Source organism: Streptomyces sp. NPDC048461, from assembly GCF_055587105.1.
Window position 1 is genome coordinate 336293 of record NZ_JBVJGW010000005.1, and the last position, 22280, is coordinate 358572.

The window sequence follows — 22280 nt, forward strand, 5'->3', positions numbered from 1 at the left end:
GCCCGCCGGCCGCCTCACTGCGCGTACAGCTCCTCGATCTCCCGCGCGTAGCGCCGCGCCACCTCCGCGCGGCGGAGCTTGAGGGTCGGGGTCAGGGTGCCCGCCCCGATCGAGAACTCCTCCGGGAGGATGCGGAAGGCCCGGATGCGGGCCGGGCGCGAGACCGTGGCGTTGGCCTGCTCGACCGCCGCTCCCACCAGGGCGCGGACCGCGGGGTGGGCGGCCGGGTCGGGTCCCGGGTCGAGGCCCTCTCGGGCGGCCCAGGAGGCGATCTCCTCGGCGTCCAGGGTGATCAGGGCGACCGGGTGCGGGCGGCGGTCGCCGATCATCACCGCCCGGGAGACGTAGCGGGAGCGCTGGACGGCGAACTCGACCTCCGTCGGGGTGAGGTTCTTCCCCGCCGAGGTGATGACCAGTTCCTTCTTGCGGCCGGTGATGCGCAGGAAGCCGTCCCCGTCCAGCTCGCCGAGGTCGCCCGTGTGCAGCCAGCCCTCCGGGTCGACGGTCTCCGCCGTGGCCCGCGGGTTCGCGTGGTAGCCCGGGAAGACCATCGGCCCCCGCGCGAGCACCTCCCCGTCCTCCCCGATCCGCACCTCGCAGCCCGCGACGGGCCGGCCCACCGTCCCGTACCGCACCGCGTCCGGGTGGTTGAGGGAGATGACCCCGCCCGACTCCGTCATCCCGTACCCCTCGAACACGGCGATCCCGCACGCCCGCAGGAAGTCCAGCGTCGCCGGCGCGATCGGGGCGCCCCCGGTCAGCGCCCACTTCAGGCGGCCGCCGAACGCGCCCCGGACGAGGGAGTACAGCGACTCCTCGGCCGCCGCGTGCGCCGCCCGGAGCGACTCGGGCAGCCGCCCCTCCGCCGCGAGCACGCCGATCCGCACCGCCTCCTCGAAGCTCTGCCGGCCGCCCTCGCGGGCCTCCGCCAGGGACAGCACCACCGTGTGCAGCTTCTCGAACAGCCGCGGCACGGAGGGCAGGTGGGTGGGCCGTACGGTTCCCAGCTCCGCCAGCACGTCCTCGATCCGGCCGCCGAAGTAGCAGAGCTCCCCGCCCTCCAGCAGCGTCGTGAACTGGATCAGCTGGGCCAGCAGGTGCGCCAGCGGCAGGTACAGGTACGTCGAGTCCCCCGGGCCGCCCCGGACCAGCGGGAGCGTCGCGTCCTGGACGGCGCCGAGGTTCCCGTGGGTCAGCCGGCACCCCTTCGGCAGCCCGGTCGTGCCGGAGGTGTAGACGATCGACGCGTCGGCCTCCGCCGTGACGGCGGCCGCCCGCGCCAGCAGGTCGGCCTCCGGGGCCCGGTGCAGCCCGGGCAGCGCGTCCATGAGCACCACCGCCCGCAGCGCCGGCAGCTTCTCCCGCAGGGCCTCGACCCGCTCGCGCTGCGCCGCGTCGTCGCAGACCACCGCGACGGCCTCGGAGTCCGACAGCACCCAGGCCAGCTCCTCCTCCCCCGCCGTGGGGTAGACCGGCACCAGGACGGCGCCCGCCGCCATCACCCCGAAGTGCGTGTACGTCCACTGCGGCCGCGTCTCCGCCAGGACCGCGACCCGCTCCCCGGCGGCGACCCCCAGCCCGAGCAGCGCGCACCCCACGGCCCGTGCCTCCGCGTCCAGTTCGGCGTACGTACGGGTCTGCCACCCGTCGCCGGCCTCCCCGGCCGTGCCCCCGCCCGGGTCCGTCCGCGGCCGGAACCGCAGGGCGGTCCCGGACCCGTACCGTTCCCCGGTCCACCGGGTGAACTCCGCCAGCGTGCTGGGCCGACCGTCCATCGCATGCCCTCCCGGGGAATCGGTGACCCCCGACGCTAGGCACCGCGGACGGCCCCGCGGCATGACCGGAGACGTCAGCCGCACTGGCCGCAGCGCTCACCGGGCGCGACGGGTGGTGTCGCGTCCGTATCGCCCGGGGGCCCCGGCGGCTACCGTCGCAGCATGGGGAGGCGGACGATCACCGTGCACCACGTACGGGCCCTGCTCGCGGGCGCCCGCGCCGGCGGCCTCGACACCGTGCCGCTGCTCCAGGCGGCGCAGATCCCGCCGCTGCTGCTGGGCGACGACCGGGCGCGGATCACGCCCGCGCAGTTCGCCCGGCTGTTCCGGGCGCTGTACCGGGCCACGCAGGACGAGTTCCTCGGCCTGAGCCCGGTCCCGAGCCGCCCCGGCACGTTCGCGATGATGTGCTGCGCCTCGCTCGGCTGCCGGGACCTCGGCGCGGCGACGCAGCGCGCGGCCGCCTTCTACGGGTTGTTCCCCGGCGGGCCGGAGCTGGGGCTCGACGTGGTCGGCGGGCAGGCCCGGTTCACCGTCCGCAACGACTTCGACCGGGACGAGGACCGCTTCCTCACCGAGTGCGTGCTCGCCATCTGGCACCGGCTGAGCAGCTGGCTCATCGGCCGCCGCATCCCGCTCGCGGAGGCCGCCTTCGCCTACCCGCCGCCCCCGCACGCGGAGGAGTACGAGGTCCTGTTCGACTGTCCGGTCCGCTTCGGCGCGGACCGCACGGGCACCGCCTTCGACGCGCACTGGCTGACCGCCCCGCTCGTGCGCGACGAGCCCGCGCTCGACGCGATGCTGCGCCGGGCCCCCTTCGACCTGCTGTCCCGGCCGGAGTACGGCACCACGGTCGCCGAGCAGGTGCGCCGGGCCCTGACCCGGCAGCTGCGCACGTCACCGCGGCTGCCGGGCCTCGAAGAGGTGGCGGCCCGCCTGGCGGTGTCCCCGGCGACGCTGCGGCGCCGGCTCGGGCGGGAGGGGACCTCGTTCCAGGAGCTGAAGGACCACGTCCGGCGGGACGCCGCCATCGCGGGCCTGGCGGAGAGCGGCGAGCCGATCGCGGAACTCGCCGCCCGCCTGGGCTTCTCGGAGGACACGGCCTTCCACCGCGCGTTCCGCCGCTGGACGGGCACCACCCCGGGCGCCTACCGCATCGCCTCGGGCGGCTGAACCCGCTTCCCCCGGGGCGACTGTTCGACGGCGGCTCCGTTCGGCTGACGCTCCGTGCGGCGGATCGGGGTGGGAGGTCGGGTCAGGAAAGGTGAGCTGTGCGGTCAGCGACATGCCGACCGGTCGGTCACTACCGTCGCCTCACCTACCCCCGCACGGACCGTTGGGAGAGCCGCCCCATGCGTTTCCGAAACCCCCCGCGCCTGCGCAGTACCGCCCTCGCCGCCGTGGCCGTCCTGGCCCTCGCCGCCTGGACCCCCGCCGCGACCGCCACCGCCACCGCCCGGGACGGCGCCGGGTCCGGCGCCGCCGCGGGCGCGCCCGGTGACGTCGTCAGCAGCGCCCCCTCCGCCTTCCACCCGCTGCCCGGACAGCCCACCGGCACCAAGGCCTGGAAGATCCACTACCGGTCCACCACCGCCGACGGCGCCCCGAACACCGTCTCCGGCACCGTCATCGTCCCGCAGGACGGCCGCACCGGCCCGCGCCCGCTGATCACGTACGCCGTCGGCACCGTCGGCATGGGCGACTCCTGCGCGCCGAGCAACAACATCCCGTACGGCACCGCCATGGAGGCCAACCTCATCCAGCAGCTCACCCTGCGCGGCTGGGCCGTGGTCGTCACCGACTACGAGGGCCTCGGCACCCCGGGCGTCCACACCTACACCGTCGGCCCCTCCGCCGGGCACGCCGTCCTCGACGCGGCCCGCGCCGCCCAGCGGTTGCCGCAGGCCGGGCTCTCGCCGACCGGTCCGGTCGCCATCATGGGGTACTCCCAGGGCGGCCAGGCCAGCAGCTGGGCCGCCGAGCTGCAGGGCTCGTACGCGCCGGAACTCCGGGTGAAGGGCACCGCGACCGGCGGGGTGCCCGCCGACCTGCTGAAGGTGGCCGACTTCAACAACGGCTCCTACGGCTCCGGCCTCATCTTCATGGCGGCGGCCGGCCAGGACGCCGCCTTCCCGGAGCTGAAGCTCGACTCCTACCTGAACCCGGCGGGCAAGGTGCTGGTCGGCGCGATGAAGCAGAACTGCGTGGCGATCGACGCCATCGCCGGCTCGTTCAAGCGGATCTCCGACCTGACCACGCGCGACCCCCTCGCCCAGCCCGACTGGCAGGCCCGGCTGAACCAGAGCCGGCTGGGGCGCACCGCCCCGGCGGCGCCCGTGTACCAGTACCACGCGCTCGCCGACGAGCTGATCCCCTACGCGGTGGGCAGCAAGCTGCGCTCCGAGTGGTGTGCGCGGGGTGCGAACGTCGAGTTCGACACCATCTGGCTCGGCGAGCACGTCAGCGGCGTGATCACCCAGTCCCCGGCGGTCGCGAACTGGCTGGCGGACCGCTTCGCCGGACGCCCGACGCACGCCAACTGCTGAGCGCGTCCCCCTGCGGCGGCCGCCCCGGGGCCGGCCGCCGCCCGCCCCGCCGGTTCACTCGCCGGCGGGGCAGGACCGCGTCCCGGACGGCAGCCGTCCGTCGAGCAGGAAGCGGTCCGCGTACTCCCGCACGCAGGACGAGGCGAGGTAGCCGGTGTGCCCGTCGCCCTTGTGGTCCAGGACCACCGCGGAGCCGAGCCGGCGCGCCGTCTCCTCCGTCCACTCGTACGGGGTGGCCGGGTCGCCCCGGGTCCCGACGAGCAGCATCCGCGGGGCGCCGGGGCGGTCGATCCGGCGGATGAAGTCGGTGCCGGCGGGCCGGCCGTAACAGGCCAGTACGGTCATCAGCTGCCGCGGCCCGAAGATCTTCGAGGCCTTCTCGAACTCGGGCCGCAGCGCCTCCAGTTCGCTCTCGATGCGGGCCGGGCTCGCCGTGTCGTTCGACCGGTCGGGGTCGTCGGCGCAGTTCACGGCGGCGAGCGCCGCGTCCGCGTTGTCGGCGGGCACCGAGCCGGGTCCCTGCGGCTGCTCCCAGCCTCCGTCGTCCTCGCCGCCGTCGTCCTCGCCGTCGCCCCCGCCGGAGGGGCCGGCCGGACCGCCGAGCTGGAGCAGCCCGACCGGGTCGTCCCACTCCTCGGCCAGCTTCAGCGCGTCGGCCAGTGCGGGCCAGGCGTGGGGCGAGTAGAGGGCGGCGCCGATCGAGCCGGCCACGTCCTGCCCGGTCACGTACGAACCGTCGCCGCCGATGAGCGGCCGCCGGTCGAGCCGTGCCACGAGGTCGTCGACCTGCTCCCTGGCGGTGCGGGTGTTGGTCCCGTACACGCAGCCCGGCCGGTGGGTGCACCAGGACAGGAAGCGGTCCAGCGCCCGCTGCTGGCCGCGCGCCGTGGCCAGGGCCTGCTCGGCCAGCGGCTCGGACAGGGTGTCGACCCCGTCCAGGACCATGCGGCCGGTGCGGTGGGGGAACAGCGCGGCGTACACGGCGCCGAGCCGGGTGCCGTAGGAGAAGCCGAGGTAGTTCAGCTTGGCGTCGCCCAGCGCCCGGCGCACCGCGTCCATGTCGCGGGCGACGTGCACGGTGCCGACGTACGGGAGGACCGGGCCGGAGGCCAGCTCGCAGCGTCCGGCCACCGCCCGCAGGGCGGCCAGCTGGGCGGCCGCGTCGGTGGCCGCGTCCTCGCCGGTCTCCTGGGAACCGGCGCAGGACACCGGGGCGCTGTGGCCGACCCCGCGCGGGTCGAAGGCGACCAGGTCGTACCGTTCGCCGAGCTTCGCGAAGGCGTCCGGGTCGGCGGCGAGGCCGGCGACGCCCGGGGCGCCGGGTCCGCCGAAGTTCAGCAGCAGCGAGCCGAGGTGCCGGCCGCGGCCGGTGGCGGGCAGGCGCGCCACGGCCACCTCGATCGTCCCCTTGCCGGGGTCGGCGTGGTCCAGCGGCACCTGCACGGTCCCGCACCGCAGGGCGGCGGGCACCCGCCGTTCGGGGCACGCCCCCCAGCGGACGCCCGCGGCCGGGGTGCCGGTGGGGGCCGGTACGCCGGCGGGGGCCGGCGCCGGGGCGGTGACCAGGGCGGCCAGGAGCAGCGCGCAGGCCGCGGCGGCGGTTCGCGTACGGGGCACCGGACCCTCCTCGGGCGCGCCCCCCGGACGGTTCAGCCCACCGTAACCGCGCCCCGCGGAACCCGCCTGCGCAGCGCCCCCCGGCCCCCGGACCGGCCCCCGCCCGACCGCCGGGGGCCCGGACCGTCCGGGCGTCAGCCCTCGCGCGGGCCCCGGTACAGCTCGTCGATCTGGCGGGCGTAGTCGCGCGCGATCGCGTCCCGCTTGAGCTTCATCGAGGGGGTCAGGTGCCCGCCCTCCTCCGTGAAGTCCCCCGGCAGGACCGTGAAGCGGCGGATCGACTCGGCCCGCGACACCAGCCGGTTCGCCTCGTCCACCGCCCGCTGGAGGTCGGCCCGCAGCTCCTCGTCCTGGACCAGGATCCGCATCGGCACGTCCTGCTTCTTGTGCATCTGGCGCCAGTGCCCCAGCCCGTCCGGCTCCAGGGTGATCAGCGCGCTGACGTACGGCCGGTTGTCGCCGACCACCAGGCACTGGCCGACCAGCGGGTGGGACCGCAGCCAGTCCTCCAGGGGCGCCGGGGCCACGTTCTTGCCGCCGGAGGTGATGATCAGGTCCTTCTTGCGGCCGGTGATGGTGAGGTAGCCGTCGTCGTCCAGCTCCCCGATGTCGCCGGTCGGCAGCCAGGTGTGGGGCGGCACCGCCTGCCCGGAGTTCCAGTACCCGGCGAACACGTGGCGCCCGCCGAGCAGTACCTCCCCGTCGTCGGCGATCCGTACGGCCGTGCCCGGCAGCGGCCAGCCCACCGTGCCCAGGCGGGGGCGCAGCGGCGGGGTCACGGTGCTGGCGCCGGTGGTCTCGGTGAGCCCGTAGCCCTCGAAGACCTCGATGCCGGCTCCGGTGTAGAAGGCGGCGAGCCGGCGGCCGAGGGGGGATCCGCCGCTGAGGACGTACGTGACGCGGCCGCCGAGCGCGGCCCGGACCCGGCGGTAGACGAGCGGTTCGTACAGGGCGCGGGCGGCGCGCAGCCCGAGGCCGGCGGTCTTGCCCTCGACCAGCTCGCCGAAGCTCTGCGCGATCTTGGCGGCCCGGTCGAAGGAGGCGGCCCGGCCCATCTTCTCGGCGGTGGCGCGGGCGGTGTTGTAGACCTTCTCCAGGACGTAGGGGATGGCGAGGAGGAAGGTCGGGCGGAACCCGCCGAGGTCGGCGAGGAGGTCCTCGGTACGGATGCTGGGCGCGTGCCCGAGCTTCACGCGGGCCCGCATGCAGCCGACGGCGACCATCCTCCCGAAGACGTGGCTGAGCGGCAGGAAGAGGAGCGTCGAGGCGGGGTCGTCGCTGACCGACTTGAAGACGGGGTGCAGCAGCTCGACCGAGTTGTCGACCTCGGCGAAGAAGTTGGCGTGGGTGATCACGCAGCCCTTCGGCCGGCCGGTGGTGCCCGAGGTGTAGATGAGGGTGGCGACGGATTCCGGCGTACGGGCGGCCCGCCGCGCGTGCACCACGGCGTCGGGCAGGTGTTCCCCGGCCTTGACCAGGCGGGCGACGGCTCCGGTGTCGAACTCCCACAGGTGCTGCAGCCAGGGCAGGTTGCCCCGCTCGGAGCTGATGATGCGGGCCTGCGCGGTGTCCTCGACGGCGCAGGCCACGGCGCCGGAGTCCTGGATGATCCAGCGGGCCTGGAGGGCGGAGGAGGTGGGGTAGATGGGGACGGTGACCAGTCCGGCGGCCCATCCGGCGAAGTCGAGGAGGGTCCACTCGTAGGTCGTACGGGCCATGATGGCGAGCCGGTCGCCCTCGCGCAGCCCCTCCGCGATCAGGCCCTTGGCGACGGCGAGCACCTCGGCCGCGAACTCGGCGGCCGTGATGTCCCACCAGCGGCCGTCCCGGTCCTTGCGCGCGAGCACCGCCTCGCCGGGGGCCTCGCGGGCGTTGTCGAAGGGGATGTCCCCCAGGGAACCGCGGTCCGGTACGGGCGCCAGGGCGGGGACCCGTACCTCGCGCACCCTGCCGCCGATCACGGTCTTGACGGGCTCCACCAGCTTGGGTACGGCTTCCACTGCACGGTCTCCTCGGCCGGGGTACCACCCAGCTGCGGCTGGGTGAGGGCGTTACCGCCGGTAATTTACGCACCGGTAACCCCCTCTGAACAGCCCTCGGAGCCTTTCTTCACCACTGGACCACCCGGAGCGCACGCGGGCCGCACGGGGAATCCGCACGAGTCCCGCGCGGCCCTCACGCGGCGGAGTCCGCCGCCTCCTCGGGACAGTCCCGGCAGCGGCCGGGCCGGGGCGCCCGGAAGGCCCGTTCGCAGCCGTCGCAGTTCTGCATCGGGTCGGGCCGCGCGGCCGCCGGCCCGGCGGGCCGCGGAGCCAGCCGCGGCGGGACCTGCGTCGCGAGCCGGTGCGCGATCAGCCCCGCCGGGTTGCGCAGCTCGGCGGGCAGGCCCCCGGAGAGCACGTGCCGTACGGCCTCCGGCTCGGCCCCGCGCTCCAGCCAGGCCGACACCCCGGGCGCGAGCCGCCGGACGTGCCGTTCGGGCAGCAGCAGCCGGGGGTCGTCCTCGCGCAGCCGGGCCAGCAGCTCGACGGCGTCCTGCCGCAGCGCGGCGCCGGCCGACTCCGGGGCCACGGAGCCCGGTTCGGGCTCGGGACCGGGCTCGGGACCGGGCTCGGACTCCGGCCCGGGATCGGACTCCGGCCCGGGACACGGGTCCGGCTCCGGCTCGGAGGCGTACCCGGGCTCGCACTCGGGCCACGGCTCGAAGTCCGGCCGCGCCGGGGGCTCGGCCACCGGCGCGGGATCGGGCCGGGACGGCCGTACGACGACCTCGCGACGCTTCGCCGGAGGCGGCGGCGGGCGCTCCGGGAGGCCCGGGCGGGTGGTTCGGGGCTGGTTGTAGGACACCGTACGGGTGACCACCTGCCCGCTCGCCAGCCGCACGCGACTGCGCTCCAGGTACCCGTGCGCCTCCAACTCCCGCAGCGCGGAGGCGATCCGCACCTCGCCCTCCGGGAACCGGTCCGTGAGCCGCTTGATGCCGACCTTGGCGCCGGTCGGCAGCGACTGGATGTACAGCGCGAGGCCCCTCGCCGTCAGCGACAGCACACGGTGCTGGGCCAGGTGGTTGCCGACCACCGTGTACTGCTCGGTGTGCCGTGCCTTGACGTGGACGATGCCGCCCGGTGCGGGGACCCCGGCACGTTCCCGGGACGAGGCGCGCGAGGGCGCGCTAAGCTGCTTCAGAGCCATGGGGAAGGTGATTGCTTCCTGCTTGGTCAGGCCCTCGCCCGGGATGCCAGTCCCGCCGGGGGCCGTCTCATGTCTGACGTTGTGGGCCGAGCATATGCCCGGCAACCATCCATAAATCCAGCCCAGTTGGCACAGTTCACCCGTGTGAGTTACGGGGGGCTGGTGGGGTGGGGTGGGTTGGTTTCAGCTCCCGTGTTTGCAAGGGGTTACGTCGGGACCGCCCGGGTCGCGCTGGGCCACGACCCGGTGTTCCGGCCCTCCGACCAGGTCCACCTCGGCCCACACCACTTTGCCCGGCGGCAGCCCCCGGTCCACCCCCCACCGGTCCGCGAGCGCGTCCACCAGCAGCAGCCCCCGCCCGCCCTCCGCGCCCTCGTCCGCGTCGCGGAGACCCGGGACCCGGTCACCGCGGGTGTCGACCACCTCGATCCGCAGCACGCCGTCGCCCAGGGTGAGCCCGATCCGGAAGTCCCGCCCGGGCACCCGCCCGTGGGTCACGGCGTTGGCGGCCAGCTCGGCCACGATGAGCGCCGGGGCGTCCGGCGGCAACCCCCAGGCAGCGAGCTTCTCGACGGCGAGACGGCGGGCCTGCCGGGCCCCGCGGGGGGTGGCGGCGAGTCGGGCGCCGAACGCGTCGGCAGAGTCCCAGATCTGAGTGTTCACATCACGCAGCGTGGCCGGACCCCCCTACCGTGAGGAGCGACAACTCCCCTGCGTCCGGCCTTTGTCCGGCGCTTGTCCCGCGCTGTCCGGGCTGTCCGGAAGCCCTCCGGGCACAGGGCGCGGAGAGAACTTCGGCACGTCGGAGGTGGGCGCGCGTGAGCGTGGACAGGGACGGTACGGACGACGCGGGCTGGGACGTCGACCCCGAGGACGAACAGGGCGCGGCGGTCCTGGCCGCCCTGGGACGCCAGCTCCGCGCGTGGCGCGAGACGGCGGGCCTGCGGACGGCCGAGTTCGGCACGGCGATCGGGTACGGCGAGGACCTCGTCCGCAAGGTCGAGGCCGGCAAGCGGATCCCCCGCCCCGAGTACCTGGACAGGGCGGACGAGGTACTGCGGGCGGGCGGCCGCATCGCCGCCATGAAGGCGGACACGGAGCCCATCCGCTACCCCAAGACGATCAGGAACCTGACCAAGTTGGAGGCGAGGGCCGTCGAGCTCTCGGCTTACGGCAACCACAACATCCACGGCCTGTTGCAGACCGACGACTACGCCCGGGCCCTCTTCGAAATGTGGCAGCCGCCCCACGCGAAGGAGCAGGTGGAACGCGGTGTGGCCGCAAGGATGGCCCGCCGGGCGATCTTCGACCGCTCCCCCGCGCCCGCCCTCAGCTTCGTCCAGGAAGAGGTCACCCTCCGGCGGCGCATCGGAGGGACAATGGTGATGCGCGGACAGCTCGAACGCCTGCTGGAGGTGGCCCAGTTGCGGCACGTGACGATCCAGGTGATGCCGACGGACTGCGAGGAGCACGCCGGTATGGGCGGGTTGATCCAGGTACTGAAATTCGCCGACGGGACGGCGGTGGGGCGCTCCGAAGGAGCGTTCCACGGCAGGCCCGTGTCCAGCCCGAGGCAGCTCCGGATACTGGAGCAGTGCCATGCCATGATCCGCTCCCAGGCCCTCGGGCCGCGGGAATCGGTCGCATTCATCGAGCAAGTCCTGGGAGAGACATGATCCACAGCCCCGAGCTGGAGTGGTTCAAGAGCAGCTACAGCGACAGCGGCGACATCAACGACTGCGTCGAGGTGGCCGCCGACGGCCCCGGGACCGTCCACGTCCGGGACTCCAAGAACCTCCGGGGCCCACGTCTGTCCTTCGGCACCGGCGCCTGGGCGGGCTTCGTGAGGCAGGTCTCATGACCGGCGAGCGCCACCGGCTGGAGTGGTTCAAGAGCAGCTACAGCGACGGCAGCGAAGGTGACTCCTGCGTCGAGGTGGCTGCCGACGGGCCCGGCCCCGGGGCCGTCCACGTCCGGGACTCCAAGGACGCCCGGCTCCCCCACCTCACCGTCGCCCCCTCCGCCTGGGCCCGGTTCGTGGCGCACGCCTCCGGCCGCTGACCCCCGCCGGAGCGGCGCCGATACGTCGGCAGCCCCCGCCCGGACGGGGGCGGGGGCTGCGACGGGTGCGGGGCGGGGCGGTCAGACGGTGGCCGGGACCTTCTCCGCCGGGGCGTCCTGCGCGGTGGCGGCCGGGTCCTGCGCCGGCTCCGGCTCGGGCTCGTCCAGGGCGGAGGCCGAGGCCGAGGCGTACGCCTCCTTGTCCAGGATCCCCTCGCGGGCCGAGACGATGACCGGGACCAGGGCCTGGCCGGCCACGTTGGTGGCAGTGCGGATCATGTCGAGGATCGGGTCGATCGCCAGCAGCAGGCCGACGCCGGCCAGCGGCAGGCCGAGGGTGGAGAGCGTCAGGGTCAGCATGACCGTGGCGCCCGTCAGACCGGCCGTCGCGGCCGAGCCGATCACCGAGACGAAGACGATGAGCAGGTACTCCTTGATGCCCAGCTGCACGTCGAAGATCTGCGCGATGAAGATCGCGGCGAGCGCCGGGTAGATGGCGGCGCAGCCGTCCATCTTGGTGGTGGCGCCGAACGGCACGGCGAAGGAGGCGTACTCCTTCGGGACGCCGAGGCGCTCGGTGACCTTCTGGGTGACCGGCATGGTGCCGACCGAGGAGCGGGAGACGAACGCCAGCTGGATGGCGGGCCAGGCGCCCTTGTAGAACTGGAGCGGGCTGACCTTGGCGACGGTGGCGAGCAGCAGCGGGTAGACGCCGAACATCACGAGGGCGCAGCCGATGTAGACGTCGGCGGTGAAGGTCGCGTACTTGCCGATGAGGTCCCAGCCGTACGTGGCGATCGCCGTGCCGATGAGGCCGATGGTGCCGATCGGGGCGAGGCGGATGACCCACCACAGGGCCTTCTGGAGCAGCTCCAGGGCGGACTCGGCGAGGTCGAGGACCGGCTTGGCCTTGCTGCCCAGCTGGAGCGCCGCGATGCCGGCGACGACGGCCAGGAAGACGATCTGGAGGACCTTGAGCTCGGTGAACGGCGTGACGATGTCCGTCGGCACGATGCCGGTCAGGAAGTCGATCCAGGAGCCCGTCCGCTTCGGCTCCTTGCCGTCGGCGGCGGTGAGGCCGGTACCGGAGCCCGGGTCGGTCAGCAGGCCGATGGCGATGCCGATGCCGACCGCGATCAGCGAGGTGATCATGAACCAGAGGAGCGTGCGGGAGGCGAGCCGGGCGGCGTTGTTCACCTTCCGGAGGTTGGTGATCGACACCAGGATCGCGAAGAAGACGAGCGGGGCGACCGCCAGCTTCAGCAGCTGGACGAACAGGTCGCCGGTCTTCTCCAGGGTGGTGGCGAGCCAGCTGATGTCCTGGCTGCGGGCGAGCCAGCCGAACAGGACACCGAGCGCGAGGCCGGCGATTATCTGGGCCCAGAAGGGAAACTTGAACGAGGCCTTGGCGGGAGCCTGGGCCTGGGGGGTCGCGGACACGGACACTCTCCGGGGGTGACGCACAGGGAACTGGCGGGGATGGGTTCTGCGGTGGCGGCAGCCGGAAAAGGGCCGGCCGGGACCGCTGCTGTATCGATGCGGCTCAACGCGGAGCGGTCGTCAGCGACAACAGCAACAGGCCGCGGACACGCGGCGGCAGAGGTCGACGTGCAGGCGCGCCACGAGCGGAACGCTCATGGTCATCGGGTGCGCAGCTGGGGTCGACATGTTGAACACGCTAACACTTACGCTTTGAGAATCTCAAAGGCGTTCTTTGGGTCGGCGGCGCACCGCAGCCCCGCGCACCGGCCGGGAGCACGCGAAAGCCCCAGCGTTACGGGCGGTATACCCGGTGCTGGGGCGGTTCGGTGTGTGATGAAGCCAACGGCGGGAGCTAGGAGCTCACGCGCGCCGCGTCGTCCGCCAGGTCCTCCTGGCTGCGGTTCGAGGCGAGCTTCTCCTTCGCACCCGCGACGCGTCCGGAGATCTGCTCGGACATCTCGTCGCGCTGCTTGCGCAGCAGGACGAAGGAGAGCGGGGCGGAGATCACGAGGGCGAGCAGCACGATCCAGGCGAAGTTGGCGTCGCCGATCGAGGAGGGCACCCAGCCGAGGCGGACGAGGCCCGCGACGGCGACGAGGCATCCGACGAAGATGCCCAGGCGCATCGCGGTGTAGCGGATCGTTGCGCTCGGCTTGAGGGACACGGTGACCCCTTCTCTCTCGTCGTCCTGCGTCGGGATGTGCCCGTCCAGTGAAGCACGCCCGCCCGGCGCACAGGGCCGCCGGGGGTCCGGTCCGGCCGCGCGTCAGCGCAGCGGCAGGAGCATCGTGATGTCGTCGCGGTCGTCGCCCGGCGCCACCCGGATGGCCTCGGGGACGCGGCCGACCTCCTTGTAGCCGCAGGCCGCGTAGAAGCGCTCCAGGCCGTAGCCCCCGCGGCAGCCGAGGCGGATGGCGTCGATGCCCTCGATGGAGCGGCCCGCGGCCTCCACCGCGGCCATCAGGTCGCGGCCGTACCCGCGCCCCTGGAGGCGCGGGTGGACCATCACCGTGTACGCCCACACCCAGTGGAGCTGGAGGCGGTGCGTGTTGTGGGTGAGGAACGCGGTCGCCGCGAGAGCGCCGTCCGCGTCGTGGCCGACCAGCAGCCGGCTGCCCCCGTCGGCCACCGAGCCGAGCTGCGTGATCAGGGCGGGGCGGATGTCGTCCACCGTGACCGGGGGGACGAATCCGACGGCGCCGTCCGCGTTGGTGACGTCGGCCCACAGCTCCAGGATGCCGTCACGCAGGGCCGTGTCGACGACCGGATCCAGGGTGAAAGTAAGGGTCATAGCTGGATTCTATTCATTACATTCCGCTTCGTCCACGCACCGCTCGGCCGCACCGTTCGGCCTCGCCCGCCCGGCCCCGCGGACGGGGCAAGCCCCGGCCGTCCCGGCCGGGGCTTGCCTGTACAGCGGTGTGCGAGCGGGTCAGACGCGCATCGCCTGCGGGGTCTCGCGCAGGCCCTCGGCCGGACCGGGGTACTCGCGGATGATCTCGTAGCGCGTGTTGCGCTCGACCGGCCGGAAGCCGGCTTCCCGGATCAGCTCCAGCAGGTCGTCGCGGCCCAGCTTGTTCGGGGTGCCGTAGTTGTCCGCGTCGTGCGTGATCTTGTACTCGACGACCGAGCCGTCCATGTCGTCCGCACCGTGCTGCAGCGCCAGCTGGGCGGTCTGCACGCCGTGCATCACCCAGAAGACCTTCACGTGCGGCACGTTGTCGAAGAGCAGCCGCGAGACCGCGAAGGTCTTCAGCGCCTCCGCGCCGGTCGCCATCGTCGTCCGCGCCTGGAGCTTGTTGCGGACCTTGCCGTCCTGCATGTCCACGAAGTCGTGCTGGTAGCGCAGCGGGATGAAGACCTGGAAGCCGCCGGTCTCGTCCTGGAGCTCGCGCAGCCGCAGCACGTGGTCCACGCGGTGGCGCGGCTCCTCGATGTGGCCGTACAGCATCGTCGAGGGCGTCTTGAGCCCCTTCGAGTGCGCGAGGCGGTGGATGCGCGACCAGTCCTCCCAGTGGGTGCGGTGGTCGACGATGTGCTGGCGGACCTCCCAGTCGAAGATCTCCGCGCCGCCGCCGGTGAGGGACTCCAGGCCCGCCTCGATCAGCTCGTCCAGGATGTCGGAGGCCGACATGCCGGAGATCGTCTCGAAGTGGTGGATCTCGGTGGCGGTGAACGCCTTCAGCGAGACGTTCGGCAGCGCCTTCTTCAGCTCCGACAGCGAGCGCGGGTAGTAGCGCCACGGCAGGTTCGGGTGCAGGCCGTTGACGATGTGCAGCTCGGTGAGGTTGTCGTTCTCCATGGCCTTGGCCAGGCGCACGGCCTCCTCGATGCGCATCGTGTACGCGTCCTTCTCGCCCGGCTTGCGCTGGAACGAGCAGTACGCGCACGACGCCGTGCACACGTTCGTCATGTTGAGGTGGCGGTTGACGTTGAAGTGGACGACGTCGCCGTTCTTCCGCGTCCGCACCTCGTGGGCGAGGCCGCCGAGCCAGGCCAGGTCGTCCGACTCGTAGAGGGCGATACCGTCCTCACGCGTCAGCCGCTCGCCAGAGCGGACCTTCTCCTCCAGCTCGCGCTTGAGCCCAGCGTCCATGCCGGTCGCCCGCCTTCCTCTGTGTCCCGCAGCCCCGTCCCGGCGCTGCCGCCTGCTGCCTGCAACCTCGACCAACCGTACTCTCAGGCTTCCTCGGGAAGTTCCCCGACCCGGTTCTCCCACTTGGTGGAGAGCACGATGGTGGTGCGGGTGCGCGAGACGCCCTTCGTCCCCGAGAGCCTGCGGATGATCTTCTCCAGCCCGTCCACGTCGTTGGCGCGCACCTTCAGCATGAAGGAGTCGTCCCCCGCGATGAACCAGCAGTCCTCGATCTCGGCGAGGTCCTTGAGCCGGCGCGCCACGTCCTCGTGGTCGGCGGCGTCGGAGAGCGAGATGCCGATCAGCGCCGTGACGCCTAGGCCCAGCTCGGCGGCGGCCACGGTCGCGCGGTAGCCGGTGATGACGCCGGCCGTCTCCAGCCGGTTGATGCGGTCGGTGACGCTGGGGCCGGAGAGGCCCACGAGACGGCCCAGCTCCGCGTACGAGGCACGACCGTTCTCGCGAAGTGCCTGGATGAGCTGCCTGTCCACCGTGTCCATTTACGTGGAGCCTTCCATTATTCGGCGATCCTGCAAGTCTAGGTATAGAATCTAAGGCACGCAGGGTCAACACCCTGCGAATCTTTCAACAGATCAATGGCGATCTTCAGGAGTGGTTCACCGTGTACACGATCGAGATGGCCTACGCGCACATGCGACAGCTCCAGGAGCTGGCCAACCGATCCCGTGCCCACCAGCCCGCCGCCGCGCACCGCGTGGACAAGACCCGCAAGCCGCGGGGCGCCAAGAAGGCCTAGCCCCCACCGCTCGCCTCCCGGGAGCGGGAGCCCCCACCGAGCTCCCCCTCCCACCGGCGGTACAGCCCGTGCGGCACCCCTGCCGCGTCGAGCACCCGCCCCGCGACGAAGTCCACGAGATCCTGGATGTGCGTCGCACCCGCGTAGAACGCCGGAGAGGCGGGCAGCACGACCGCGCCCGCCTCGTCCAGCGCCACCAGGTGCTTGAGCGTCTGCCCGTTCAGCGGGGTCTCCCGCACCGCGACCACCAGCCGGCGCCGCTCCTTGAGCGTCACGCTCGCGACCCGCTGGAGCAGGTCCTTCGACAGCCCGAGCGCCACCCCCGCCACGCACGCCGTGGACGCGGGCACGATCAGCATCCCCTTCACCGGGTACGAGCCCGAACTCGGACCCGCCGCCAGGTCCCCGGCGCCCCAGTACCGCACGTCGTCGAGCGGCACGTCGAGGAACGTCCCCGGCTTGCCGTCCGCCCCCCGGGCCAGCCACTGCGCGAGATCGTCCCGCCAGTGCGCGTCCCGGAACGCGATCCCGGTCTCGTCCAGCAGCGTCAGGCGCGAGGCCCGGCTCACCACCAGGTCGACACCCTCTCCCGCCGCGAGCAGCCCGCGGAGCACCGCCGCCGCGTACGGCGTCCCGGACGCCCCGGAAACCCCGACCACCCACGGGGTGCGCTTGCGCTCAGTCATACCTCCGAGACTATCCGGCCAATGCGAGCGGGCACTCGTTAAGGTGTCCCAGACGTTCCAGGGGGTGGGACGGCACGAGGCGGGACCGTACGAGGGGGAGCACGTGAGCACCACGCTGGAACCGACCTGGACGCGCGGCGACCGGGCCAAGGCCGCCGCGCGGCTGATGCTCGGTCTGGTCGCCCTGCTCTGGCTGATCGAAGGGGTCGACCTGGTCACCGGCCACGCCCTGGACCCCTACGGCGTCAGACCCCGCGACCCCGACCACCTCGTCGGCATCGTCGCCCACCCGTTCCTGCACTTCGGTTTCGGCCACGTGGCGTCCAACAGCTTCCCGCTGCTGGTCCTCGGCTTCGTGACCGCGCTCAGCGGGATCCGGCGCTTCCTCGCGGTGAGCGCGCTGGTCTGCCTCGCCGTCGGCGCGGGCTCCTGGCTGGTCGCCCCGCCCCACACCCTCGGGGCCGGCGCCTCGGGCCTGGTCTTCGGCCTCTTCGGGTACGTCGTCGTCCGCGGCTTCGTCGAGCGCAGCCCCCTGGGCATCGCCGTGGGCCTGGCGGCGGCCGCCTACTGGGGCGGCTCGTTCCTCCTCGGCGTGGTCCCGACCGACTCCGGGGTCGGCTGGTACGCCCACCTCATCGGCCTGGTCGCGGGCGTGCTGACGGCGCTGTACTTCCGCCGGCCCGACCGGCCTATACGGTCAGGCCCCTGACCACCAGGTCGAGCAGGGCGCACACGAACAGCGCGATCCCGATGAAGCCGTTCACCGTGAAGAACGCCCGGTTCAGGCGGGACAGGTCGTGCGGCTTCACGATGGTGTGCTCGTAGAGGAACGCCGCGACGACGACCACCAGACCGGCCCAGAAGAACGCGCCCGCGCCCGTCGCCAGCGCGTACCAGACCAGCAGGGCCGTGGTCACGACGTGCGCGCCGCGGGCCCCCCACAGCGCCGCCGGGACCCCGAAGCGGGCCGGGACGGACTTGACGCCCTCCGCGCGGTCCGCGGCCACGTCCTGGCAGGCGAAGATCAGGTCGAAGCCGCCGATCCACACGCCCACCGCGAGTCCGAGGATCACCGCGTCGCCGGACCACTCGCCGGTGACGGCCAGCCAGGCCCCGACCGGGCCCATCGCCTGGGCCAGGCCCAGGATGGCGTGCGGGAAGTTCGTGAACCGCTTGCCGTACGGGTACACCACCATCGGGATCACCGCGACGGGCGCCAGCGCCAGGCAGAGCGGGTTCAGCAGCGCGGCCGACCCGAGGAAGACGGCGAGCGCGATCCCGGCCCCGGTCCACGCGGAGCGCACCGACACCGCGCCGGTGACCAGCTCGCGGCCGGCGGTGCGCGGATTGCGGGCGTCGATCTCGCGGTCGATGATCCGGTTCGCCGCCATGGCGAAGGTCCGCAGACCCACCATGCACACGGTGACGAGCAGCAGCGTGCCCCAGTGGACCGTGCGGTCCAGCTGGAACATGGCGGTCAGGGCGGCGATGTAGGCGAAGGGCAGCGCGAAGACCGAGTGCTCGATCATCACGAGCCGCAGGAAGGCCTTCACCTTGCCCGTGGCCTCCGGAGCGGGGCTCCCGTGCCCGACGATCCCGTCGGCGGTCGCCATCACAGGCTCCGGCGGAACTGTTCGAGCTCGGCGCGCAGGTCCGCGAGGGCCGTCGGGCCGATCTCCACGTCCAGCGGCGCCGCCGCACCGGACCCGGGCGGGGTGACCCGCGCCAGGAAGGCGAAGCCCTCGCCGGCCGGGCGGCCGTCGAGGCGGAGCAGGCCGTGCCCGGCCACCGCGAGTTCCACCGTGAACTCGGCCTCCGCGTCGGCGGTCGCCTCCAGCAGGCGCTGCGCGAACGCGGACGCGTCGGCGTCGGCGAGCTCGGGCAGGTCGACCTCCCGGCCCTCGCCGTCGGTCCGGTCGGCGATCAGCTGCCACAGGTCCGAGGGACCGGCGAACTCCTCGGGCGTCACGCCCGCCCGCTCGGCCGCCTCCCGCACGCCCTGCTGCGCCGGGTCGATCGCGGGACGCACCAGCGCCACGCAGGGCGTGTCACTGCCGATGAACAGGGCGGGTCCGCCCACGGCGATGCTCACAGTCCGTATTCCTTCCAGCGGCTGTCGACCAGGGCCGCGGTGGCCGGGTCGGACTCGACCATGTCGGGCCAGCCGCCGTCGCGGGTGTACCCCTCCTCGGGGAGCTTCTTCGTGGCGTCGATGCCCGCCTTGCCGCCCCAGAACTGCTGGTAGGAGGCGTGGTCGAGGTGGTCCACCGGACCCTCCACGACGGTGAGGTCTCGGGCGTAGTCGGTGTTCCCGAGCGCCCGCCAGGACACCTCGTGCAGGTCGTGGACGTCACAGTCCTTGTCCACCACGACGATCAGCTTCGTCAGCGACATCATGTGCGCGCCCCAGATGGCGTGCATGACCTTCTGCGCGTGCTTCGGGTACTTCTTGTCGATCGAGACGATGGCGCAGTTGTGGAAGCCGCCCGACTCCGGCAGGTGGTAGTCCACGATGTCCGGAACGATGATCTTCAGCAGCGGCAGGAAGAACCGCTCCGTCGCACGGCCCAGCGGACCGTCCTCGGTCGGCGGCCGGCCCACGACGATCGACTGGATCAGCGGCCGCTTGCGCATCGTCACGCAGTCGATCTTCAGCGCCGGGAAGGGCTCCTGCGGCGTGTAGAAGCCGGTGTGGTCGCCGAAGGGGCCCTCGGGAAGGGTCTCCCCCGGCTCCAGCCAGCCCTCGATGACGACCTCGGCGTTGGCCGGGACCTGGAGCGGGACCGTCTTGCAGTCCACCATCTCGATCCGCTTGCCCGCGACGAACCCGGCGAACAGGTACTCGTCGATGTCCCCCGGCAGCGGCGCGGTGGAGGCGTACGTCACGGCGGGCGGGCAGCCGAAGGCGATCGCGACCGGCAGCCGCTCGCCGCGCGCGGCGGCGACCGCGTAGTGGTTGCGGCTGTCCTTGTGGATCTGCCAGTGCATGCCGATGGTGCGCTTGTCGTGGCGCTGGAGGCGGTAGAGCCCGAGGTTGCGCACGCCCGTCTCGGGGTGCTTCGTGTGCGTCAGGCCGAGGTTGAAGAAGGAGCCGCCGTCCTTGGGCCAGGTGAAGAGGGCCGGCAGCCGGTCCAGGTCCACGTCGTCCCCGGTCAGGACGACCTCCTGGACGGGCGCGGAGTCGCCCTTCACCTTCTTCGGCGGCACGTGGACCATCGAGCCCAGCTTGCCGAAGGCCTCGCGGACCCCGATGAAGCCCTGCGGCAGCTCCGGCTTCAGCAGGCCGCCGATCTTCTCGCTGATCTCGGCGTACGACTTCAGGCCGAGGGCCTTGAGCAGCCGGCGGTCGGTCCCGAAGACGTTCATGGCCAGCGGCATCGCCGAGCCCTTGACGTTCTCGAAGAGCAGGGCGGGCCCGCCCGCCTTGTTCACCCGGTCGACGATCTCGCCGATTTCCAGGTACGGATCGACTTCGGCCTTGATGCGCTTGAGGTCGCCCTCCCGCTCCAGAGCCCGGAGCAGCGAGCGGAGATCGTCGTAAGCCATAGGGGCCAGTATCCGTCACCAACTACCCTGGAGGCGTCACCGGGGCCCTGCGTGGGCCCGCCGTCACTGCCTGGGAGTCGGTCCCACACCGTGCTGCGCTATCTGCCGTTCCTGCTGATCATCGCGCTGACCATCTACACCTTCATCGACTGTCTGAACACGCCGGAGGAGGAGGTCAAGCACCTCCCCAAGGTGGTCTGGGTGATCATCATCCTGCTCTTCTCCATCGTCGGCCCGGTGGTGTGGCTGTTCGCGGGCAAGAAGCGGGCCGCGGTGGGCGGCGGCGGTTTCGGCGGCGGCCGGGCGCGCCGGACCCAGTGGGTGGCGCCCGACGACAATCCGGAGTTCCTGAAGTCCCTGCGGGACGAGCAGGAGGAGAAGGACGAGAAGAAGGACCGGGACGAGAAGCGGGACAAGGAGTAGCCCTCCCGGCCGGGCGGCGGCCGGGGTTCACCACCAGTACGCGGGGTAGCGCGGCGCCGACGGGCGGATGCGGGAGGCCGTGTACTCGGTGAGGACGAGCAGGGCCCCCGCTCCGAGCAGCAGCGGGACGAACGCCGCCGGGCCGGGGGCCTGCAGGACGATCACCACCGGTGTGGCGCAGGCCGGCGAGTGCGGTGCGCGGGCGGCCACGGTGAGGGCCAGGGTCAGGGCCGCCGCCACCGCGGCCGCCCAGGCGCTGCCGCCGGCGGTGTGCAGGACGGCGTACCCGGTCGCGGCGCCGAGCAGGTGGCCCAGCAGGACGCTCCGCGGCTGGGCGAACGGGAGCGTCGGGGCGCCGTGCACGAGGGCGGCGCTGGCGGCCAGCGGCGGTATCAGCACCGGCTCGCGCAGGACGGCGCCGAGCGCGGCCAGGGCGAGCAGCGCGGTGGCCGCGGCGCTGACGGCGTGGAACGCGGCCCCGGCGGAGGGCCGCGCCGGTGCGCGGCGGGCGCCCGCGGGCGCCGGGCGTCCAGGCGCGGCGGGCGGCGCGGGGCGTACGCCCTCGGCGGGCGGCGCGGTGCGTACGGCGGAACCTGACACGGGACCGGACACGGAACTCGGCATGGCGGCCTCTCCGGGCGGGCGGCTCCCACCCGGCGGATGCGCGCCGCCCGGCGGGGACACCGCCCGGCGGGGACACCGCCCGGCGGGCGGGTCCGCCGACGCTAGCCGCCCCCGGTTACGCGCCGGCCGGCCGCGCTCCGGCCGGGCCCGCTGCGGCCAGACCGGCGGCGGCCGGCCCGTCCTCGACCAGCCCCACCACGTACGCGGTGATCATCTCGGTGATGGTCTCGACGACCGGCACGCCCGCCGGCCCCCCGTCGTCGCCCAGGACGAGGAGGCTCAGGGTGAACCCGTCGGTCATGGCCGCGAGGTAGCGGGCCAGCACCGGCACCGGGACGCTGAGGTCGAACGCGGCGGTGCGGCGGAGCTCCTCGATGAGCTCGGCGTACGTCTCCCCGTACAGCTCGTACTGGCGCCGGGCCAGGTGGCCGAAGCCGGGCTGGCGCAGGGCGTACTGGGTGAGCTCGTACGTCAGCATGTGCTCGCCCGGGTGGGCGCGCACGTGGTCCCAGTAGGCCTCGAAGCCCGCCCGGATGGTCTCGCGCAGGGTGGGCCGGGGCCGGATCGCCTCCTTGACCACCGTCACGTAGTGGTCGGTGATGGCCGTGATGACGGACTCGAAGAGGGCCTGCTTGGAGTCGAAGCAGTAGTGGAAGACGCTCAGCGAGACGCCCGCCTCGGCGGAGATGGAACGGGTCGTCGCCCGGGCGACGCCGTCGCGGGTCATCACGCGGATCGCCGCCTCCGTCAGCTGGCGGCGGCGCTCGGGCAACGGCGTGCGTGCCATGGGGTTCCTCCGGTGGGAGCGGACCGGGTCCGGGCGGGGGGGGGGGGCCCCCCCCGCGGGGCCCGGGGGGGGGGGGCGCCGCCGGGCGGGGGGGGGGGCGGGCACCGCGGTTTGGGGGTAGGCCCCCTCGGGGGCGGGCCCCCGGCCGG

At 73.2% G+C, this 22280-nt stretch carries 24 protein-coding genes; 8 read left to right on the forward strand and 16 right to left on the reverse strand.

Annotation, left to right across the window (positions count from 1 at the left end; all coding sequences use genetic code 11):
- Positions 1-14: 14 nt before the first annotated feature.
- Entirely contained in the window at positions 15-1775 is a 1761-nt protein-coding gene (locus ACZ6S8_RS12095; protein ID WP_469454776.1) for an AMP-dependent synthetase/ligase, read from the reverse strand.
- A gap of 162 nt (positions 1776-1937) precedes the next feature.
- Here ACZ6S8_RS12095 and ACZ6S8_RS12100 point away from each other — a divergent pair, with 162 nt between their 5' ends.
- Complete coding sequence (locus ACZ6S8_RS12100) at positions 1938-2948, forward strand: AraC family transcriptional regulator (RefSeq protein ID WP_469454778.1); 1011 nt, start codon at positions 1938-1940, stop codon at positions 2946-2948.
- A 179-nt stretch (positions 2949-3127) separates the two neighbouring features.
- Complete coding sequence (locus ACZ6S8_RS12105; protein WP_469454781.1) at positions 3128-4321, forward strand: lipase family protein; 1194 nt, start codon at positions 3128-3130, stop codon at positions 4319-4321.
- 54 nt (positions 4322-4375) lie between these two features.
- Here ACZ6S8_RS12105 and ACZ6S8_RS12110 read toward each other — a convergent pair whose 3' ends face one another.
- The 4 genes from ACZ6S8_RS12110 to ACZ6S8_RS12125 all read right to left on the reverse strand — a co-directional run bounded on the left by ACZ6S8_RS12110 (position 4376) and on the right by ACZ6S8_RS12125 (position 9793).
- Positions 4376-5938, reverse strand: coding sequence for an alpha/beta hydrolase (locus ACZ6S8_RS12110; RefSeq protein WP_469454783.1), 1563 nt, complete (start codon positions 5936-5938; stop codon positions 4376-4378).
- 134 nt (positions 5939-6072) lie between these two features.
- Positions 6073-7938, reverse strand: coding sequence for an AMP-dependent synthetase/ligase (locus ACZ6S8_RS12115; RefSeq protein ID WP_469454785.1), 1866 nt, complete (start codon positions 7936-7938; stop codon positions 6073-6075).
- Positions 7939-8113: 175 nt separating this feature from the next.
- On the reverse strand, positions 8114-9130 hold the full coding sequence (locus ACZ6S8_RS12120; protein WP_469454787.1) for a helix-turn-helix domain-containing protein: 1017 nt from the start codon (positions 9128-9130) through the stop codon (positions 8114-8116).
- Between the two features lie 183 nt (positions 9131-9313).
- The gene (locus ACZ6S8_RS12125; RefSeq protein WP_469454789.1) at positions 9314-9793 is read right to left on the reverse strand and encodes an ATP-binding protein; all 480 of its coding nucleotides are present in this window, start codon (positions 9791-9793) and stop codon (positions 9314-9316) included.
- A 155-nt stretch (positions 9794-9948) separates the two neighbouring features.
- Here ACZ6S8_RS12125 and ACZ6S8_RS12130 point away from each other — a divergent pair, with 155 nt between their 5' ends.
- Genes ACZ6S8_RS12130 through ACZ6S8_RS12140 form a run of 3 tightly spaced genes read left to right on the forward strand, consistent with a single transcriptional unit; the run spans position 9949 to position 11191 of the window.
- Positions 9949-10806, forward strand: a complete 858-nt coding sequence (locus ACZ6S8_RS12130) for a helix-turn-helix domain-containing protein (protein WP_469454791.1) — start codon at positions 9949-9951, stop codon at positions 10804-10806.
- On the forward strand, positions 10803-10991 hold the full coding sequence (locus ACZ6S8_RS12135; RefSeq protein WP_469454793.1) for a DUF397 domain-containing protein: 189 nt from the start codon (positions 10803-10805) through the stop codon (positions 10989-10991). The genes ACZ6S8_RS12130 and ACZ6S8_RS12135 overlap by 4 nt, the downstream gene beginning before the upstream one ends.
- Positions 10988-11191, forward strand: coding sequence for a DUF397 domain-containing protein (locus tag ACZ6S8_RS12140; protein ID WP_469454795.1), 204 nt, complete (start codon positions 10988-10990; stop codon positions 11189-11191). The genes ACZ6S8_RS12135 and ACZ6S8_RS12140 overlap by 4 nt, the downstream gene beginning before the upstream one ends.
- Before the next feature lie 81 nt (positions 11192-11272).
- Here the strand turns inward: ACZ6S8_RS12140 and ACZ6S8_RS12145 are convergent, their stop codons facing one another.
- From ACZ6S8_RS12145 to ACZ6S8_RS12165, 5 genes are all read right to left on the reverse strand, one after another.
- Entirely contained in the window at positions 11273-12637 is a 1365-nt protein-coding gene (locus ACZ6S8_RS12145) for a dicarboxylate/amino acid:cation symporter (RefSeq protein ID WP_469454797.1), read from the reverse strand.
- 388 nt (positions 12638-13025) lie between these two features.
- Positions 13026-13298: a DUF4229 domain-containing protein gene (locus ACZ6S8_RS12150; protein WP_469454924.1), complete on the reverse strand. Its 273-nt coding sequence runs from the start codon at positions 13296-13298 to the stop codon at positions 13026-13028.
- Between the two features lie 141 nt (positions 13299-13439).
- The gene (locus ACZ6S8_RS12155) at positions 13440-13964 is read right to left on the reverse strand and encodes a GNAT family N-acetyltransferase (protein ID WP_469454799.1); all 525 of its coding nucleotides are present in this window, start codon (positions 13962-13964) and stop codon (positions 13440-13442) included.
- A gap of 141 nt (positions 13965-14105) precedes the next feature.
- The gene (gene mqnE, locus ACZ6S8_RS12160; RefSeq protein ID WP_469454801.1) at positions 14106-15269 is read right to left on the reverse strand and encodes an aminofutalosine synthase MqnE; all 1164 of its coding nucleotides are present in this window, start codon (positions 15267-15269) and stop codon (positions 14106-14108) included.
- Between the two features lie 83 nt (positions 15270-15352).
- A complete protein-coding gene (locus ACZ6S8_RS12165; protein WP_267724008.1) occupies positions 15353-15808 on the reverse strand; it encodes an Lrp/AsnC family transcriptional regulator in 456 nt (151 codons plus the stop codon).
- A 122-nt stretch (positions 15809-15930) separates the two neighbouring features.
- On the opposite strand from ACZ6S8_RS12165, the gene ACZ6S8_RS12170 reads away from it, so the two are divergent.
- Positions 15931-16065, forward strand: a complete 135-nt coding sequence (locus ACZ6S8_RS12170) for a hypothetical protein (RefSeq protein ID WP_383921040.1) — start codon at positions 15931-15933, stop codon at positions 16063-16065.
- Here ACZ6S8_RS12170 and ACZ6S8_RS12175 read toward each other — a convergent pair.
- On the reverse strand, positions 16062-16751 hold the full coding sequence (locus ACZ6S8_RS12175; protein WP_386537082.1) for a UbiX family flavin prenyltransferase: 690 nt from the start codon (positions 16749-16751) through the stop codon (positions 16062-16064). The genes ACZ6S8_RS12170 and ACZ6S8_RS12175 overlap by 4 nt on opposite strands.
- 166 nt (positions 16752-16917) lie before the next feature.
- Here ACZ6S8_RS12175 and ACZ6S8_RS12180 point away from each other — a divergent pair, with 166 nt between their 5' ends.
- Positions 16918-17460, forward strand: a complete 543-nt coding sequence (locus tag ACZ6S8_RS12180; protein ID WP_469454926.1) for a rhomboid family intramembrane serine protease — start codon at positions 16918-16920, stop codon at positions 17458-17460.
- Here ACZ6S8_RS12180 and mqnP read toward each other — a convergent pair.
- Genes mqnP through ACZ6S8_RS12195 form a run of 3 tightly spaced genes read right to left on the reverse strand, consistent with a single transcriptional unit; the run spans position 17441 to position 20297 of the window.
- Positions 17441-18364 carry a menaquinone biosynthesis prenyltransferase MqnP gene (gene mqnP, locus ACZ6S8_RS12185; RefSeq protein WP_469454804.1) on the reverse strand — a complete coding sequence of 308 codons (924 nt, stop codon included), beginning with the start codon at positions 18362-18364 and terminating at the stop codon, positions 17441-17443. The genes ACZ6S8_RS12180 and mqnP overlap by 20 nt on opposite strands.
- On the reverse strand, positions 18364-18843 hold the full coding sequence (locus ACZ6S8_RS12190; protein WP_469454806.1) for a hypothetical protein: 480 nt from the start codon (positions 18841-18843) through the stop codon (positions 18364-18366). The genes mqnP and ACZ6S8_RS12190 overlap by 1 nt, the downstream gene beginning before the upstream one ends.
- On the reverse strand, positions 18840-20297 hold the full coding sequence (locus ACZ6S8_RS12195; protein ID WP_469454808.1) for a menaquinone biosynthesis decarboxylase: 1458 nt from the start codon (positions 20295-20297) through the stop codon (positions 18840-18842). Before ACZ6S8_RS12195 ends, ACZ6S8_RS12190 begins: the two co-directional genes overlap by 4 nt.
- 90 nt (positions 20298-20387) lie before the next feature.
- Between ACZ6S8_RS12195 and ACZ6S8_RS12200 the strand changes: the two genes are divergently transcribed.
- The gene (locus ACZ6S8_RS12200; RefSeq protein WP_469454810.1) at positions 20388-20720 is read left to right on the forward strand and encodes a PLD nuclease N-terminal domain-containing protein; all 333 of its coding nucleotides are present in this window, start codon (positions 20388-20390) and stop codon (positions 20718-20720) included.
- Positions 20721-20747: 27 nt separating this feature from the next.
- Here ACZ6S8_RS12200 and ACZ6S8_RS12205 read toward each other — a convergent pair whose 3' ends face one another.
- Both ACZ6S8_RS12205 and ACZ6S8_RS12210 read right to left on the reverse strand, forming a co-directional pair.
- Positions 20748-21344 (reverse strand): HPP family protein, encoded by a 597-nt coding sequence (locus ACZ6S8_RS12205; protein ID WP_469454811.1) that lies wholly within the window; start codon positions 21342-21344, stop codon positions 20748-20750.
- 115 nt (positions 21345-21459) lie between these two features.
- Positions 21460-22131, reverse strand: a complete 672-nt coding sequence (locus ACZ6S8_RS12210; protein WP_469454813.1) for a TetR/AcrR family transcriptional regulator — start codon at positions 22129-22131, stop codon at positions 21460-21462.
- Positions 22132-22280: the final 149 nt, after the last annotated feature.

Bases quoted from the DNA above. Each gene is read 5' to 3' on its own strand.
- ACZ6S8_RS12140 (WP_469454795.1), top strand. From the start codon at position 10,988: ATGACCGGCGAGCGCCACCGGCTGGAGTGGTTCAAGAGCAGCTACAGC.
- mqnE (WP_469454801.1), bottom strand. From the start codon at position 15,269: ATGGACGCTGGGCTCAAGCGCGAGCTGGAGGAGAAGGTCCGCTCTGGC.
- ACZ6S8_RS12100 (WP_469454778.1), top strand. From the start codon at position 1,938: ATGGGGAGGCGGACGATCACCGTGCACCACGTACGGGCCCTGCTCGCG.
- ACZ6S8_RS12180 (WP_469454926.1), top strand. From the start codon at position 16,918: ATGCTCGGTCTGGTCGCCCTGCTCTGGCTGATCGAAGGGGTCGACCTG.
- ACZ6S8_RS12120 (WP_469454787.1), bottom strand. From the start codon at position 9,130: ATGGCTCTGAAGCAGCTTAGCGCGCCCTCGCGCGCCTCGTCCCGGGAA.
- ACZ6S8_RS12175 (WP_386537082.1), bottom strand. From the start codon at position 16,751: ATGACTGAGCGCAAGCGCACCCCGTGGGTGGTCGGGGTTTCCGGGGCG.
- ACZ6S8_RS12195 (WP_469454808.1), bottom strand. From the start codon at position 20,297: ATGGCTTACGACGATCTCCGCTCGCTGCTCCGGGCTCTGGAGCGGGAG.
- ACZ6S8_RS12155 (WP_469454799.1), bottom strand. From the start codon at position 13,964: ATGACCCTTACTTTCACCCTGGATCCGGTCGTCGACACGGCCCTGCGT.
- ACZ6S8_RS12105 (WP_469454781.1), top strand. From the start codon at position 3,128: ATGCGTTTCCGAAACCCCCCGCGCCTGCGCAGTACCGCCCTCGCCGCC.
- ACZ6S8_RS12210 (WP_469454813.1), bottom strand. From the start codon at position 22,131: ATGGCACGCACGCCGTTGCCCGAGCGCCGCCGCCAGCTGACGGAGGCG.
- ACZ6S8_RS12135 (WP_469454793.1), top strand. From the start codon at position 10,803: ATGATCCACAGCCCCGAGCTGGAGTGGTTCAAGAGCAGCTACAGCGAC.
- mqnP (WP_469454804.1), bottom strand. From the start codon at position 18,364: ATGGCGACCGCCGACGGGATCGTCGGGCACGGGAGCCCCGCTCCGGAG.
- ACZ6S8_RS12165 (WP_267724008.1), bottom strand. From the start codon at position 15,808: ATGGACACGGTGGACAGGCAGCTCATCCAGGCACTTCGCGAGAACGGT.
- ACZ6S8_RS12150 (WP_469454924.1), bottom strand. From the start codon at position 13,298: ATGCGCCTGGGCATCTTCGTCGGATGCCTCGTCGCCGTCGCGGGCCTC.
- ACZ6S8_RS12095 (WP_469454776.1), bottom strand. From the start codon at position 1,775: ATGGACGGTCGGCCCAGCACGCTGGCGGAGTTCACCCGGTGGACCGGG.
- ACZ6S8_RS12205 (WP_469454811.1), bottom strand. From the start codon at position 21,344: ATGCCGAGTTCCGTGTCCGGTCCCGTGTCAGGTTCCGCCGTACGCACC.